Genomic DNA, 16,491 nt, shown 5'->3' on the forward strand with positions numbered 1-16,491 from the left:
GACAGTTGAGAGGTCTCAGCGCGGCTGCGCGCCCAGATCCTCGAAGGTCAGACCCTTGTCGGTGCGGCGGAAGCGGCCCTTGCCGTTGACGGTCAGCGGCGGCTGGCCCGGATGCGGCACGAAGGTGGCGGCGTAATAGCAGTCATATTGGCCGCCGTTGTCCTGCCCGCCCTTCAGCTTCGCGTCGACGCATCCCTGTTTGCGGAAGTCCTCGAAGGCGCGGAAGCCGGCATTGCCCTGCCGCTCCAGCGTGCGGCGGGTGTGCGCCTCCACCAACTTGCGCATGTCGCCTTCCGACGGTTCGCCGGAGCAGGCGGCGAGCAGCAGCGTGGCGAGCAGGATTGCGGACCTCACCGTCCCCCCAGCAGCCGGTCCACCCGCTCCTTCAGCGCCGAGAAGGAGGGCGGCTTGACCACGAAGCCGTTGACGCCGAGCGCCATCGCCTGCTTCACGATCTCCGATTCGGTGTGGTTGGTCAGGAACACCACCGGGGCGCGCGGGTTGGCGGCCTCCGTGCTGGCGCGCAGGCGGGCCAGGAACTGCAGGCCGGACACCGGCTTCATGTCGATGTCGCAGACGATCAGGTCGGGATTGACGCGGATCGATTCATGCATCGCCGTCTCACCGTCATCGGCCTCCGCCACGTCGCGGAAACCGATCTGGCCCAGGATCTGGACGATGGTGCGGCGGACGAAGGGCTGGTCCTCCACGACCAGGATACGATGCCGGGAATAGTCGATCGCCTGCAAGTCCATCCACAATCCTCCGGCCAGATCACCGCTTTCCACTGATACCGTCCGAACCGGCGGCCGGCAACCGATGCTCGGTTACCATGGAGTGGAATATGGTTTTGGCTCTGTAAAATTTTCGACAATTTGTACCGCGCGCCGCTATCCGCCGACCTGCACCCGGCCGGGGAACAGGCGCTCCAGCACCGCACGCAGACGGTCCATGGTCAGCGGCTTGTGCAGGCAGTCGTCCATCCCGGCGTCGCGGCATTGCGCGTCGTCCTCGGCATCGGTGCCGGCGGTCAGCGCGACGATCGGCACGCGGCCGGCCTCGCCGGGAAGGGCGCGGATGGCACGGGAGGCCTCAAGGCCGTCCATCACCGGCATCTGAATGTCCATCACGATCAGGTCGAAGCGCTTGTCCGTCGCGGCGGCCAGCCCCTGCGCCCCATCGTCCGCCGTCGTCACGGCATGGCCCAGCGCCTTGAAGAAGCCGGCGGCGACCAGGCGGCCGATCGGGTTGTCCTCCACCAACAGCACCGACAGGGCGGCCGGCCGCTCCATCCGGCGGACGGGAATGCGGATGACCACCCCCTCCCCCGCCCCGCTCTCCGGGCTTTCGGGCAGCAGGCGCCCTCGCAGCCGCCGCAGCGCCGGCTGGATCGCCGCCAGCAGCAGCGGGCGCAGCCGCGCATCAACCCGGCGCCGCACCGACAGCTCGGCGCCGTCGCCGGCCGGGCGCAACGCCAGCGACACCGAAGCCCCCGCCTCCGCCGTCAGCAGGGACAGTAGCGCCCGCAAAGCCGCGGCATCGCCGGTGAAGCACTCCTCCGCCCCGCTTTCCACCGTCGCCGCCCGGACGCCGTCCGCCAGCGCCGCGAGCGTCAGGCTTTCCTCCACAGCGGCCTCGCGCCCGACCGGTCGCAGGGCCGACAGCGTGGCGCGCAGGGCGGCCCCCGCCATCTGGACCGCGACCAGCCGCTCCTGCTGGCGCGGCAGCAGCGGCGATTCCAGCGCGGCCGAGGTCAGCGCCATCATCGGGTCGAGCGCCGCCGCCACCGCGGTGCCCGCGGCATCGAGCAGCGATTGGGCCTCTCCCCGCGCCCGCTCCGCTTCGGCCAGCGCGAGCCGCAACCGGTTCTCCCGCATCTGCCGCCGGCGGGTGGCGGACACCACGGCCCGCAGACACCCGGCAGTGACGTCGCCGGCCGGCAAGGCATCCTGCGCCCCCGCCGCGATGAAGCCGGCGACGTCCTGGCCCCGCGCGTCACCCTGACCATCCCCTTCGCCGTCCGGCAGCAGGACCACCACCGCCGGCGCCGGATCCAGCCGGGCCAGCGCCTCGACCGCCGCCACGGCGGGGGCGTCCAGCAGCACCACCGTCTCGCCCGACGCCGCACCACCGCCGCGCAGGCGGTCCAGCGCCGCGGCCACGGTCTCCACCCGCGCCAGCGCCCCGAAGACCGGAGCGTAGCGCCGGGCAAGCGCCGCCTGCGAGGACACAAGAAGAACCGGCTCCGGCGTCTTCGCCGTTACTGCCGCCGTTTCAGCCGTCCGCTGGGTCATGGGTCCTTCGGTCATTTTTCCTCGAAGATGCCGTCAGCTCGCCATCGAGATGGGGCCGGACGCGGAGGCGAAGGCCGGACCCGGATAGCCGTCGCTGACGACGATGCGGTTGCGGCCCGCCGCCTTCGCTTCGTACAGCGCCCGGTCGGCGCGGCCCAGCGCGCGTTCGATGCTGGAATCCTCGTCGCCGCACATGGCGACGCCGATGCTGACGGTCATGCGCAGGCTACCGTGCCCACGGTCGCCGGGGACGATCGGCACCTCGGCCAGCGCCAGACGCTGGCGCAGCCGTTCGGCCACCTCCGCCGCCGAAGCCAGCGGGGTTTCCGGCAGGATGATCGCGAACTCCTCGCCGCCCAGCCGGCCGATATGGTCGGTGTCGCGCAGCTCGTCGCGGCAGACCTCCGCCAGCCTGACCAGGGCATGGTCGCCCACCGCATGGCCGTGGGTGTCGTTGATCGCCTTGAACCGGTCGATGTCCAGCATCAGCACCGACACCGCCCGGCCATAGCGGCGCAACCGCGCCATCTCGACCTCCGCCAGTTCCAGGAAGCGGCGGCGGTTGTTCAGCCCGGTCAGCGGATCGGTGGTCGCCATGCGGCGCAGTTCGCTCTCCACCCGCTTGCGTTCCGACACGTCGCGGATCACGGCGGTGAACAGCAGGCCATGGGCATGGTGCAGCTTGGCGATCGACACCTCCGCCGGGAATTCCTGGCCGTCGGCGGTCAGGCCCAGGACCTCGCGGCGGTTGGTCATCACCCGGGCCTGAAGCTCCGACACGCTGAAATCGGCGATGTGCGCGTCATGGTCCGGCCGGAAGCGTTCGGGGATCAGCAGCGACAGCGGACGGCCCAGGATGTCGTCGGCGTCATAGCCGAACAGGCTTTCCGCGGCCCGGTTGAACAGGGTGATGTTCAGGTTGGCGTCGGTGGTCAGGATGGCGTCCTGCGCCAGCCCGATGATGCCCTGCAGCCGCTCCTCCGACAGGCGCAGCTCCTCCTCCAGCCGCTTGCGGGCCATGGCGTGCTGGACGGCGCGCCACATCAGCGGCCCGTCGGTCTGTCCCTTGACCAGATAGTCCTGCGCGCCGTGGGCCAGGATATCCAGCGCGAAATCCTCGTCGTCATAGCCGGTCAGCACCACCAGCGGCAGCGACGGCGCGTCGGCGTGCAGGCGGGTCACCGTCTCCAGCCCGAAACTGTCGGGCAGCGACAGGTCGAGAAGCACGACGTCGCAGGCGTTGCGGTGCAGCCACGCCCGCGCCTCCTTCAGCGAGGTGGCGCGCGCCACGCTGGCGCGGCGGGCATAGGGCGTCAGCGACCGGGTGACCAGCCGCGCGTCGGCATCGTCATCCTCGACCAGCAGGATGGCGGTGCGGCCGTCCTCCCGATCGGACGTGCTGGATAAAAGCGGCTTGCGGGACAAGGCGATGGACATGGCGGACCTCCCTCACCGCGGCAGCCGGACGACGCGGAACCAGTATTCCTCGATGCTCTTCACCGCATCGAAGAAGGCGTCCATGTCCATCGGCTTGGTGATGAAGCTGTTGGCGCCCAGCAGATAGCTGGCGTTAACGTCGCGGTCGACGTCGGATGTGGTGAGGATCACCACCGGAATGGTCTTCAGCTCGTCGTCCGCCTTCATTTCCTGCAGCACTTCGCGGCCGTCCATCCGCGGCATGTTGAGGTCGAGGAGGATCAGGTCCGGGCGGGCGGCGGCCCCGAAGGAGCCCTGGCGGCGCAGATACTCCATCGCCTCCACCCCGTCGCGGACATGGGAGACGTTGCACAGGATGCGCCCATCGCGCAAAGCGCGCTTGGCGAGGCCGGCGTCGGCAGGATCGTCCTCGACCAGCAGGATCTCGAAGGGGGTGGTCAGGTCCTGCATCACGGGAATCCTCGGAAGGCGGGGGTGGGCAGATGGATGGAAAAGACGCTGCCGATGCCGGGGCTGGAGACGACGGTGATGCGGCCGCCCAGCCGCTCCACCATCTTGCGGGCGATGGCCAGCCCCATGCCGGTGCCGGGATGCTCGTCCCGCGAATGCAGGCGCCGGAACACCTCGAAGATCTGGTCGCGGTAGCGCGGGTCGATGCCGATGCCGTTGTCGCGCACGTCGATCACGTCATGGCCATTGACCCGCCGGTGGGAGACGTGAACCTCCGCCGGGCGGTCGGGATGGCGGTATTCGATGGCGTTGCCGATCAGCACGATGAAGATCTCGCGCAGGCGCCGCTCGTCGCCCTGCACATCCGGCAGGTCCGCCGCCGTCACGGTGGCCCCCGCTTCGGCGATGCGCCGCTTCAGCGCCGTCAGGGCGGCCTTCAGCGCGTCGCCCGCCGGCGCGACGACGCCGCCCAGCGGCACCCGGTCCTCCGCCAGGAACAGCTGGACGTCGCGCAACAGCATCTTCAGCCGTCCGGCACCCTCGACGATCTCGCGGATGAAGCCCTCGCTCTCGTCGTCCAGCCTGCCCTTCTGCTGCTTCTCCAGAAGCTGGGCATAGCTGGCGATGGCGCGCAGCGGCTCCTGCAGGTCATGGGCGGCGGCATAGGCGAACTGTTCCAGCTCGTTCTTGGTGCGGCCAAGCTCGGCGGTGCGCAGGTCGACCTGCCGTTCCAGCGAATAACGGCGGCTGACAGCCATGAAGGTGATCGCCTCCGTCAGCAGGGCCAGCAGCAGAAAGGCGGCCTGGAACCCACGGAAGGCCGGGTCGGCATGGGCGAGCCCCTCCCAGCTGCTGCGCGGAGCCAGCGCCAGATCCCACTGGCCTTCCGGCAGGTTGATCCCCTCGACCAGCGGGTCGTTCCTCAACGCCAGGGCATCGCCGGCCACCGGCTGCCCGGCATCGGTCACCAGGGCGAAGGTCAGATGCGGCGGCACCCGGTCGAACCGCACCTCCTTCAGAATCGCGTCGACATCGAACACCAGCCCGACCGCGCCCCAGGGCTTGGCCGGCCCCCCCTTATCCAGCCCATAGACGATCTGGCGGGCGATCAGCCCCCGCCCGCCCTGCAGCAGGCCGACCGGGCCGTGGATGGTCACGTCGCGGCTGATGATCGCCCGCTGCACCGTCTCCGCGAAGCCCGGACGGGCGTCCTTCAGCAGGTCGTTGCCCAGGACCTTCTCGTTGCCTTCGACCGGATAGACGATGCGGACCACGAAATCCGGAGCGGCGGAAATGTTGCGCACCCCCACCACCGAGCGCCGCAGGCTCTCCGCATAGCGCGGGAACTGGTCGGCGAAGTTGCCGGCGCCCGATGCCACCTCGACGAAGGCGGTCAGGCCGCGGACCAGGGCGAGACGCTCGTTCAGTGCGCTGGACAGGGTGCTGGCCAGCGAAGAGGCGGTCAGCGCCGCGCTGGCGCGGTATTCGGCCACCAGGACGCGGACATAGACGTCGCCCATCCAGAGATAGCTCAGCACCAGCACCAGCGTCACCGCCGCCTGGACGGCGGCGAGCTTCCAGATGCGCCGTCCGTCGGACAGCAGCCTGCGCAGAAGGACCGGAAGCGGCGGGCGCATGGCGGACGATTGCTGCACCGTCATGGCGGGCTCGGCGCCTCCCCGCCCGTCTCTCCCTGTGCATCCAGGGCCGGCAGGACCATGCGGAACAGGCTGCCGCAGGGACGCCCGTCCTCATCGCGCAGGTCGTCCGCCTCATCGGCAGGAGGATCGTCGACCCACAGCCGGCCGCCGTGATGCTCGACGATCTTCTTGCAGACCGCCAGACCGACGCCGGTGCCCTCATATTCGTCGCGGCGGTGCAGACGCTGGAAGATGCCGAAGACCCGCTCGCGGTCCTCGGCGGCGATGCCGATGCCGTTGTCGCGGATGTCGATCCGCCAGACCGCGACGCCGTCCTGCCGATCCGCCGCCATGGCGACGCGCACGATGGGCGGACGGCCGGGCTCGCGGTACTTCACCGCGTTGCCGATCAGGTTCTGGAACAGCCGCATCAGCTCGTTGTCGTCGCCGGCCACTGCCGGCGCCACACCATCACCGGCCACCGCCGGCGGTATGGCATCGCCGGCAATATCGACGGTCACCGTGGCGCCGGCGTCCTGCACCGCCACCTCCAGGTTCAGCAGGGCGAGACGCAGCGGCTCCTCCAGCGGCACCGGCCGGAAGGGCTTGGCCTTGCGCCCGACCCGCGAATATTCCAGCAGGTCGACGATCAGCCGGTCCATGCGCTGGGCGCCGTCGCGGGCGAAGTCGATGCACTCCCGCGCCTCCTCGTCCAGCGACTTGCCCAATCCCCGCTCCAGCAGGGTCAGGTAGCTGGTGATGACGCGCAGGGGCTGGCGCAGGTCGTGCGAGGCGACGTAGGCGAAGGCCTCCAGCTCGGCGTTGGAGCGTTCAAGCTCCCGCGTCTTGCGGCGAAGGGCGTCGGCGGCAAGGCAGCGTTCGGTGATGTCGTGGACCAGCGACATCAGCATGGTGCGGCCATGCACGACGATGTTGCTGATATAGACCTCGACATCGCGGATCTCGCCGGAGGCCAGCCGGTGGCGGAACTGGAAATGCCGCTGCCCGGCGCTGCCCGCGTGATGCAGGTCCCGCTCCACCACGCTGCGCGGGGCGGCATTGATGTCCTGGACATGCATGCTGCGCAACCGGTCGAGCGGGTAGCCGTAGAACTCCGCCGCCGCCGGGTTGGCGTCGACGATCCGCCCGTCGGCCGGGTCGACCAGCAGCTTGACCGCGCAGCTGGCGACGAAGATCTGCTCGAACAGCTGCTGCCGTTCCAGCAGCGCCTGTTCGGCATGCTTGCGCTCGCTGATATCCATCACCGCGCCGACGATGCCGGCCGGCTTGCCGCCGGTCCGGCAGTAGACCGCCTTGGAGAACAGCACGTCGCGCAGCGTCCCGTCGGCGCAGCGCAGCTGCGTCTCGTAGCTCTGCGGCTTCTGGTCGGCCAGCAGGGCCTTGTCCACCGCCTCGTCGGCCTCGGCGATGTGCGGCGGGGCGAGATCGAAGACGGTGCGGCCGAACAGCGCCTGCCGGTCGATGCCCATCCAGCGTTCGAAGGCGCTGTTGGCGTCGACGTAATGGCCCATCACGTCCTGCACGAAGATCGGCACCGGCACCGTGTCCAGCAGCACGCGCTGGAAACCGGCGCGGTCGTTCAGCGCCTGTTCGGCGCGCCAGCGGACGGTGACGTCCTCCACCACCCAGACATAGCCGCGCTCGGGTTCGCCCGCCTTCACCGATCGGCCGATCAGACGGCAGCGGATGTCGGCGCCGTCGGCGCGGCGCATCACCACCTCCTCGTCGAACTGGCCGCCGGCCTGCATATACGGATAGGCGCGCCGGCCCAACTCCTCGAACACCCGGTCGTCGCCGTAGATGACGCGGGCGCTGCAGCCGACGATGTCCTCCAACCGGTGCTGGAAGGTGGCGGCCACCGACTTGTTGACGCGGCGGATCACCCGGTCGCGGTCGACCAGCAGGACGCCCACCGGCGCGTTGTCGAGAATGGCGTCCAGTTGCAGGCGGCTTTCGGCCAGTTCCTCCTCGATCCGTTTGCGGGCGGTGATGTCGACATGGGTGCCGATCATGCGGGACGGACGGCGCTCCTCGTCCCAGGCCACCACCCGGCCGCGGTCGAGAATCCAGAGCCACGCTCCCGATTTGGTGCGGACCCGGTGCTCGCATTCATAGACCGGTCGCTCGCCGGACAGATGCGCCGCCAGCACCGACTCGACCAGCGGCAGGTCCTCGGGATGCACGCGGGAGCGCCAGAATTCGACATGCGGCGGCACCTCGCCCGGCGTGAAGCCCAGCATCGTCTGCCATCGCGGGCTGTACCACACCGCGCCGCTGGCCATGTCCCAATCCCACAGCCCGTCGCCGGCGGCGTCGGTCGCCTGATACAGCCGCGGAACCGCCGATGCCTGCCGGCCGCGCCGCCAGCGCAGGCGGGTGCGGAGCGTCCGTCCGGTCCCCGGCATGGCGTTCGACGACCCGGTATCGGAGGGGCCGGCGACCGGCTGGAAGCGGCCCGACCGGGGAGCGTCCTGCTCGGGACACTCCATCGGGGGGGACAAGGCTGTGGTGTTGACCATGGATGCGGCCGGCCCTCGATTCCGTGCAAGCGGCGGGACACGTGAGCGAGCACAGGATCCCGGCGACAAGTCTAACAATACCCCTTCACCCCCTAAGGACTCCCTTGCAAAATTGTCACAGAGGAGCACACCTCAACCTAGGGAATGGAAAAGACACGCAAAGTTCCGTGCCGAACACTGTTGGTGGGGCGTCGGACACTGCCGGAATTGTTCAGGCGGCCACGTCGACCGGCGGACGATCCTTCGTGGCGATTTCGACGGCCCGGACAAAGTCGCGCGACATCGTCTCGCCATCGAAGGCGAGATGGATGCGGTTATGCTCCACCGCCTTGACCGCGACCGTCGCCTCGGCGCCATAGCGGTCGAAGCGCAGCTTGCCGGTGGCGCCCGCCAGGGAACGGCCGTCGGTGGCCGTCACCGGGTCGATCATGGCGCCGCCGATCGACAGGTTGCGCACGGTCACCGCCAGACGGTCGCCGTCGATCAGCAGCGTCCCCGTCTCGTCCACCTGATAGCGCGGCTTGCGCCGGCGGTCGGCGTCGCCGGTGGAGGTGCGGACGATGCGGACCAGCACCTTGCGCAGGCTCTCGATGGAGCGGGCGACGTCGCCGGAGCCGTGCTTGACCTGCGTCGCCTGCTCGCCGGTGCGGTCGGCTTCCTCCGACACCGCGGCGATGCGGAAGGACACCTCCTGCGCCGCGGTGGAGGTCTCCACCACGTTGCGGCTGATCTCCTGGGTGGCGGCCGACTGCTCCTCCATCGCCGCGGCGATCGAGCCGGCGATGTGGTCAATTTCGGCAATGGTCTGGCCGATCTCCTCCACCGCCTGCACCGCCTGATCGGTCACCGACTGGATGGCGGTGATCTGGCGGGTGATCTCTTCGGTGGAGGCGGCGGTCTGGTTGGCGAGGTTCTTCACCTCCTGCGCCACGACGGCGAAGCCCTTGCCGGCCTCCCCCGCCCGCGCCGCCTCGATGGTGGCGTTCAGCGCCAGCAGATTGGTCTGGCCGGCGATGGACTGGATCAGATTCACCACCTCGCCCACCTTCGCCACCGTCTCCGACAGGGAGCGGATGGTGGCCTGGGTGTGGTGGCCGCTTTCCACCGCACGGCGGGTAACCGCGTTGGAATGGGCGATCTGCGAGGAAATCTCGCGGATCGAGGCGGCCAGCTGCTCGCTGGCGGCGGCGACGGTCTGGGCGTTGGCCAGCGCCTGGCCCGCAGCCGACGCCACGGTCTGGGCGTTGATGCTGACCCGCTCGGCCGAACCGGACATGCCTTCGGCGTCGTTGGCCATGGCGCCGGTGCGCTGGGCCACCTCCTCCACCGCGCGGCCGGCCTCGCGCTCCACGGTGGAGGCCATGGCCTCCAGCGCGCGGCGGCGCTCCTCGTCGGCATGGCGGGCGCGTTCGACACGCTCCTGCACGGCGTAGCACAGCCGGGCCTTCAACCCGCGCAGCTGCCCGGCGATGGGATGGAACTCGACCGCCGCCGGCAGGTCGATGATGTGGGCCTGGTCGTTGCGGGCGATGGCGTCGAAATCGGCCGAGAAGTCGGCAAGCGGCCGCCGCACGGTGCGCAGCAGCATGAAGCCGCAGAGCACGGCCGCCACCAGCACCGCCAGCCCGGCGGCCACCGCGAAGACCAGATGCCAGCGGAAATCCGCCAGCGCCCCCTCATATTCGGTTCGGGCCACGGACAGCTGCAGCTGCAGCAGGTCCTTGTTGGTCCGGAAGGCGGCCTCGAACAGCGGATCGATGCGGTCGCGGACCAGCACCTCCAGCCGCAGCGAATCGCCCTGGCGCGCCAGCTCGACCGCCGGCTTCAGCCCGTCGTTGAAGAAGGCGGCGCGCTGTTTGGCGAAACGCTCGGCCAGCTCCTTCTCCTCGGGCGTCAGGTAGGTGGTGAGATAGTCCGCCCACAGCCGGTCGATGGTGGCGGCATTGGCGAAGATGCGCTGCTCGCGGCCGGCCATCACCTTGGGATCGGTGCCGTCGCGGGCGTCGATGATGAGGTGCTGCAGCGTCTGCACATTGTCGCGCATATGGTCCAGGATCTCGCCGATCTGCACGGCGGGAACCGTCCGGTCCTCATACACCGTCTTCAGCGAGGCGTTGCTGTCGGACATGCCGCGCAGCGTGACGCCGCCAACCACCAGCATCGACAGGACCATGAAGGCGAAGATCAGGGTCAGCCGCCCGGTTATGCTGGTCATCCAGCGCCGCAGCCTCGCGGCGCCGCCCCGCGCCACCGCCTGTCCGTCGCGCACCATCACATGGCCCGCCCGTCCTTCGCGGATGTCGGCATAGAGCCGTTCCGTCGCCGCCACCTGCTCGCGCGACGGCTTGGTGCGGATGGAGATGAAGCCGGTCACCGTCCCGTCCTCCACCACCGGCGTGACGTTGGCGCGGACCCAGTAGAAGTCGCCGGTCTTGGTCCGGTTCTTCACCAGCCCTTCCCACGGCCGCCCGTCCTTGATCGTCGCCCACAGGTCGGCGAAGGCCTCCTTCGGCATGTGGGGATGGCGGATCAGGTTGTGCGGAGCCCCGATCAACTCGTCTTCGGCATAGCCGCTGATGTCGACGAAGGCCTTGTTGACGAAGGTTATGCGGCCGCCCGTGTCGGTTCGCGACACCAGCAGCACGCCGTCTTCCATCTCGATTTCGCGGTCGGTGATCGGTTCATTGAGACGCATGGACGGAACCTCGTCGGGCAGGGGGCAGGTTCGGCGGCGCAATGGGAGAGCCACCGGGATGCGGACCAGGGGAACACAACGCCACCGGAAGGAAGCGATGGTTCGGCACAGCTAACGGAATGGAGTTTCGTCTACTCTGGGTAGGCACCGCCCCGCACTGATGCAGATCAAGTCAGCAAGAGGTGTGCCATGCACGCGCGGCCGGCCGAAAAGCGGACTTCCGGGATAACCCCTATGGACGGCAACGCCCGAGGATACGGCGGGCTGCCGCCGTCCGGCGGGGTCATATGCATTCAGCGTCGCAGTTTGCGAGAAAAAGCGCGGGCGAACCGTCGGATTGCCAGATTGCAAAGGACCGAATCGCGGCCGGAGAATAGAACCGGCTTCATCAGCGAAACTTCATAAAAGAAAAGCCCCTCTCTCGACTTAAGGGAGGGGCTTTCAACACTGCGACAATTCGCCGCAGCATTTGCGGGTATGTAATATAGACGCGGCGCTGTCAGGACTTCGCCATCAGTTGTTCCAGCCAATGGATGTCGTAATTGCCGTCGATGAAGGCCTGCTGGGCGATGATGCGGTCGTGCAGCGGCAGCGTGGTCTGGATGCCGCCGATCACATATTCCTCGATCGAGCGGCGCAGGCGCATCAGGCACTCGTTGCGGGTGGTGCCGTGGACGACCAGCTTGGCGATCAGGCTGTCGTAATGCGACGGCACGCGGTAGCCGTCATACAGCGCCGAGTCGACGCGCACGCCCAGGCCGCCCGGCGCGTGATAGCCGTCGATCTTGCCCGGCGACGGCATGAAGGTCTCCGGGTTCTCGGCGTTTACGCGGCATTCGATGGCATGGCCTTCGAAGCGGATGTCCGACTGGCCATAGCCCAGCGGCGCGCCGGCGGCGACGCGGATCTGCTCGCGCACCAGATCGATGCCGGTGATCATCTCGGTGATGGTGTGTTCGACCTGCAGGCGGGTGTTCATTTCGATGAAATAGAACTGCCCGTCCTCGTACAGGAACTCCATCGTGCCGACGCCGCGATAGCCGATGGCCGCCGCCGTCTTCGCCGCCAGATCGCCGATGAAGGCGCGCTGTTCGGCGTTCAGCGCCGGGCTCGGCGCCTCCTCGATCACCTTCTGGTGCCGGCGCTGGACCGAGCAGTCGCGCTCGCCGAAATGCACGCAGGTGCCGTGGGTGTCGCCCAGGAGCTGGATCTCGATGTGCCGCGGGTGGCCGAGATACTTCTCCAGATAGACCTCGTCGTTGCCGAAGGCGGCGCGCGCCTCGCCACGGGCCAGCTGATAGGCTTCCTTCAGCTGGTCGGGGTTGCGGGCGACCTTCATGCCCTTGCCGCCGCCGCCCGCCGCCGCCTTGATCAGCACCGGATAGCCGGTCTCGTGGGCGACCTTCTCCGCATCTTCCAGCGACGTCACCGGACCGTCGGAGCCGGGCACCACCGGCAGGCCCTGTTCCATCACCGTCTTCTTGGCGGTGACCTTGTCGCCCATGATCCGGATATGCTCCGGCGTCGGGCCGATGAAGGTGAAGCCGTGCTCCTCCACCATCTCCGCGAACTGGGCGTTTTCCGACAGGAAGCCGATGCCGGGATGGATGGCGTCGACGTTGGTGATCGACGCCGCCGACAGGATGGCCGGAATGTTGAGGTAGCTGTCGCGCGCGGACGCCGGGCCGATGCACACGCTTTCGTCGGCGAGGCGGACGTGCATGGCGTCGGCGTCGGCGGTGGAATGCACCGCCACGGTCTGGATCCCCATCTCGCGGCAGGCGCGGTGGATGCGCAGAGCGATCTCACCACGGTTCGCGATCAGGACCTTTTCGAACATCGCCAAGGGAATGCCCCGCTTACTCGATGATGAGGAGAACTTCGCCGAACTCGACCGGCTGGGCGTCGGACACCAGCACCTCGGCGACGGTGCCGCCGCGCGGGGCCTTGATCGGGTTCATGACCTTCATCGCCTCGATGATCATGATGGTCTGGCCGGCCTTGACCACGTCGCCCGGACGGACGAAGGGCGTGCCGCCCGGTTCGGCCGCCAGATAGGCGGTGCCGACCATCGGCGAGGTCACCGCGCCCGGATGGTTCACCGGCTTGCCCGCCGGAGCCGCGGCGGCGGCGACCGGGGCGGCCGCCAGGACCGGGGCTGCCTGGACGGCGACCGTCTGGGCGGCGGTCGGGCGGGTGACGCGGATGCGCTTTTCGCCCTCGGCGAACTCGATCTCGCTCAAGCCCGTCTCACGCAGGAGGTCCGCCAGCTTGCGGACCAGATCGCCGTCGATGTCGAAGCTCGCCATGATGTCAGTCGTTCCCGTTTCCTTAATCGCGGTCGATGATGTTCGCGATGGCGTCCAGCGCCAGAAGATACCCGTGCGGCCCGAACCCGCAGATCATCCCCCTCGCCACCGGCGAGATGTAGGAGTGATGGCGGACCGGCTCGCGCTTGAAGATGTTCGACAGATGGACCTCGATCACCGGCAGCTCCGACAGAATCAGGCTGTCCATGATCGCGACCGAGGTGTGGGTGTAGGCGCCGGCGTTGATGACGATGCCGTCATTCTCCGTGCGCGCCTGCTGGATCCACGAGACCAGTTCGCCTTCGTGGTTGGACTGCCGGAAATCCACGGTCAGACCCAGCTGATCGGCACGCTCGTGGCAGGAGGCCTCCAGGTCGTCCAGGGTCATCGACCCGTAGATTTGCGGCTCCCGCACGCCCAGCATGTTGAGGTTCGGCCCGTTGAGGACCAGAATCGACGCGTCGATGGCCACGGCCCGCGCCCCTTTTCCATGATCGAAACCGCGCGTTTATAGCACGAAGCACCGTCCTGTCCATGGCGACGGGGGCCTATGGCGCGGAAAAGCGCGGCATCAGGCCGGAAAATCACCTCGCCACCCCAAAGACCGCGCGAAAGCGAGGGAAATCAGGGATGAGGCCGAACCGTGTGGGCGGCCAGCAGCTGGCGGTAAACCCCCTGCTGTTTCAGCGTCTTCAGCCCGTCGTTGAAGGCGGCGACCATCGCTTCCGCCCCCGGCGTGGCGCGCCCCACCACCAGATGCAGGGTCACCGAGGCGAAGGGCTGCTCCGATATCCGGATTTCTTCGGTCAGACCGGCACGGGCGATGACCGCGGCGGCGCTGTATTCGTCGATCACCAGGGCATCGGCCCGGCCGGCCGCCACCATGCGCATGCAGGCGCCGAGGTCCGACGGCGTGTGACGGGTCAGCCGCCCCAGTTGCACCAGCTCTTCCAACTCGGCCGGCAGGGCGTAGCCGACCGGCTGGCAGACCGTCCGCCCGCGGAAGTCCGTCACGCCGTCGGAGCCGCCTTCGGCGCCGGGGCGGCCACGGCCATGGAACTCCATCGCCGACCGCCTCGACAGATAGACGAACTGCCGCACCTCGACCACCGGGTCGGAGAACAGCACCTCGCGCTCCCGTTCGGGGGTGCGGACATAGGGGAAGGTGGCGAGGAAACGGCCCAAGACCACGCCGTCATAGCCGCGCTTCCACGGCATGAAGCGCACATCGTACCTGCGCCCGCCGACCGCGAAGGCCTGGCGGACCAGCTCCGTCACCAGACCGCCGCCCGGCAAATCCTCGCCGGTGTAGGGGGCGTAATCATTGCCGGTCACCAGATCCAGCCCGGTGTAGGGCGCCGGCGCCGGGGCCATATCGGGGCCCGCGCGGGAATGCGCCTCCAGTGCCGACGGCCGAACAGGCGCCGCGCACAGCAGCAGCCCGGCCATGACGGCGCCCAGCGCCGTCCGCCCCCTCCCGCCTGTCGCGCCGCTTGCCGATTCCCGCACGTCCACTGGCCGTCCACCGGTGAGTCCCGCGCCGCCGTCCGGCGGTCGAGCACAGATCTAACGACCCATCCATCGTGCTGTAAAGGGTGGCCGAGGTCCTATACGGCCCGCGGTCATTCCGCCGCGGCGGCCGGGCCCGGCGCTGCTTCCCGGGCGCGGCGACCGGCGGGATCGGTATAGAGGTCGTTGACACGCTGGACATGCACCGCCGTCGCCTCGCGGATGGCGAAGATCGCCCTGCGCGCCCGCCCGCCCCAGCCGGCCGGCTGCTTGGCGAAGATCGAACGGAAGAAGCGCGTGTTCTTCAGGAAGGCCGCCCTCAGGTCCAGGTCGACGTCGCCGAAGCGGTCGCTCAAGGACAAGGCGATGCGGCGGGCGAAGAACTGGCGGATCTTGAAATGCCCGGCCAGGAACAGCCCGCCCAGCAGCACGGCGGTGCCGATCAGGTGCAGCGGAAGCCCGCCGTCGGCATTCTCGAACATCCAGCCGACGAAAGCGCCGAATCCGCCGCCCACCGTCTGCACCACCGTCCCCAGCAACACCAGCAGCAGCGCGCCCCAGACCACGTCGCCGGTCAGCACGCGGCGGCGCCACGTCGCCATCGCCTCGCGCAGCTTGGGCAGCACCTCGCCCTCCAGCTCCTTGGTCAGGCTGTCGATCGAGCCGATGATGCGATAGGCGCGGGCGACCTCCACCTCGTTGATGCGGGTGTGGATCTCGGCAAGGTCGTGGTCGCGGCGCGCCTCGTAGCGGGCGCGGCGGCCGTCATCCTGGATGTCGACGGCGGAGCGCTGGTCGTAGATGGCGTAGAAGCGGCCCGACACCAGCCCGGCCTGGGCGATGGCGCGCTGCCAGGCGCCGAACACCGCCTCCAGATTGTCCTCCTTGGCCGTGGTGTCGACCTGATTGAGGATGTAGCAGACCTTGCGGGCGTCGGCGCGGTTGACTGTCTTGGCGACCAGGTGGCGCAGCGTGTCCTGCATGGCGCCCGGTTCCGGATGGCGGGCGTCGAAGAAGACCAGCACGAGGTCCGACAGCTCGACGATATGGTCCACCAGCCGCAGGACCGAGCGGCGCTGGTCGTCGGCGTCGAAGCCCGGCGAATCGATGAAGATCTTGCCCTTGGTCCGCGGGCCGGCCAGCGTCTTCAGTTGCAGGTAATTGTCGATCCGCTTGCCCTCGCCGGCCGCGACCTTCTCGATCTCGTCGGCGATGCGGTAGAAGGGAAAGCGCGGGTCGGCGTTCAGCGCGGTGCCGGGCAGCGCCTCCTTGCGGGTCTCCGGCCCGTGGCAGATGACGGTGAACTTGTCGTCGACCGCCTGGTTGCCGGTGTTCTGCAGCACCTCGCCCAGATAGCCGTTGAGGAAGGTCGACTTGCCGGCCGAGAAGGTGCCGAGAACCGCGACCATCGGCCACCAGGGGATGCGGGTGGTCAGCGATTCATGGCGGTCGATCAGCCCAAGCCCGGCCAGGATGCGGTCGAAGGCGCGGAAGGTCGGAAGGACCGGCAGCAGGTTGGGGTTTTCCGCGCGCAGATGGGCATCCAAGGCCGCAAGGCGCTGCTGAAGGGCTTGCCGGGGGGTCATGGGCGGGCGAATTCCACTGTTGCACGGGCCG

General features: G+C 68.8%; 13 protein-coding genes. All 13 read right to left on the reverse strand.

From position 1 onward, the window contains the following. Positions 1-15: 15 nt before the first annotated feature. On the reverse strand, positions 16-354 hold the full coding sequence (locus FZ029_RS22640) for a hypothetical protein (protein ID WP_136705415.1): 339 nt from the start codon (positions 352-354) through the stop codon (positions 16-18). Then, a complete protein-coding gene (locus FZ029_RS22645; protein ID WP_149272043.1) occupies positions 351-755 on the reverse strand; it encodes a response regulator in 405 nt (134 codons plus the stop codon). Before FZ029_RS22645 ends, FZ029_RS22640 begins: the two co-directional genes overlap by 4 nt. Before the next feature lie 135 nt (positions 756-890). Further along, the gene (locus FZ029_RS33335; RefSeq protein WP_211104193.1) at positions 891-2,309 is read right to left on the reverse strand and encodes a response regulator; all 1,419 of its coding nucleotides are present in this window, start codon (positions 2,307-2,309) and stop codon (positions 891-893) included. Positions 2,310-2,327: 18 nt separating this feature from the next. Then, a complete protein-coding gene (locus FZ029_RS22655) occupies positions 2,328-3,731 on the reverse strand; it encodes a diguanylate cyclase (RefSeq protein WP_149272044.1) in 1,404 nt (467 codons plus the stop codon). Between the two features lie 12 nt (positions 3,732-3,743). Then, complete coding sequence (locus FZ029_RS22660; protein ID WP_149197249.1) at positions 3,744-4,181, reverse strand: response regulator; 438 nt, start codon at positions 4,179-4,181, stop codon at positions 3,744-3,746. Beyond that, positions 4,181-5,842 carry an ATP-binding protein gene (locus FZ029_RS22665; RefSeq protein WP_149272045.1) on the reverse strand — a complete coding sequence of 554 codons (1,662 nt, stop codon included), beginning with the start codon at positions 5,840-5,842 and terminating at the stop codon, positions 4,181-4,183. The genes FZ029_RS22660 and FZ029_RS22665 overlap by 1 nt, the downstream gene beginning before the upstream one ends. Next, positions 5,839-8,361 carry a PAS domain S-box protein gene (locus tag FZ029_RS22670; RefSeq protein ID WP_149272046.1) on the reverse strand — a complete coding sequence of 841 codons (2,523 nt, stop codon included), beginning with the start codon at positions 8,359-8,361 and terminating at the stop codon, positions 5,839-5,841. The genes FZ029_RS22665 and FZ029_RS22670 overlap by 4 nt, the downstream gene beginning before the upstream one ends. Positions 8,362-8,572: 211 nt before the next feature. Further along, the gene (locus FZ029_RS33970; RefSeq protein WP_149272047.1) at positions 8,573-11,056 is read right to left on the reverse strand and encodes a methyl-accepting chemotaxis protein; all 2,484 of its coding nucleotides are present in this window, start codon (positions 11,054-11,056) and stop codon (positions 8,573-8,575) included. 499 nt (positions 11,057-11,555) lie between these two features. Then, entirely contained in the window at positions 11,556-12,896 is a 1,341-nt protein-coding gene (accC, locus tag FZ029_RS22680; RefSeq protein WP_149197676.1) for an acetyl-CoA carboxylase biotin carboxylase subunit, read from the reverse strand. 19 nt (positions 12,897-12,915) lie between these two features. After that, complete coding sequence (locus FZ029_RS22685; protein ID WP_109151492.1) at positions 12,916-13,365, reverse strand: acetyl-CoA carboxylase biotin carboxyl carrier protein subunit; 450 nt, start codon at positions 13,363-13,365, stop codon at positions 12,916-12,918. Positions 13,366-13,387: 22 nt separating this feature from the next. Further along, positions 13,388-13,837 carry a type II 3-dehydroquinate dehydratase gene (gene aroQ, locus FZ029_RS22690; protein WP_149197253.1) on the reverse strand — a complete coding sequence of 150 codons (450 nt, stop codon included), beginning with the start codon at positions 13,835-13,837 and terminating at the stop codon, positions 13,388-13,390. Positions 13,838-13,989: 152 nt separating this feature from the next. Then, positions 13,990-14,880, reverse strand: a complete 891-nt coding sequence (locus tag FZ029_RS22695) for a transporter substrate-binding domain-containing protein (RefSeq protein WP_247892450.1) — start codon at positions 14,878-14,880, stop codon at positions 13,990-13,992. A gap of 107 nt (positions 14,881-14,987) precedes the next feature. Beyond that, positions 14,988-16,460 carry a dynamin family protein gene (locus tag FZ029_RS22700; protein WP_149272048.1) on the reverse strand — a complete coding sequence of 491 codons (1,473 nt, stop codon included), beginning with the start codon at positions 16,458-16,460 and terminating at the stop codon, positions 14,988-14,990. Between the last annotated feature and the right edge of the window lie 31 nt (positions 16,461-16,491).

Origin of the sequence: Azospirillum sp. Sh1 (genome assembly GCF_008365135.1) — a bacterium.
In the GTDB taxonomy this organism is placed as follows: domain Bacteria; phylum Pseudomonadota; class Alphaproteobacteria; order Azospirillales; family Azospirillaceae; genus Azospirillum; species Azospirillum oryzae.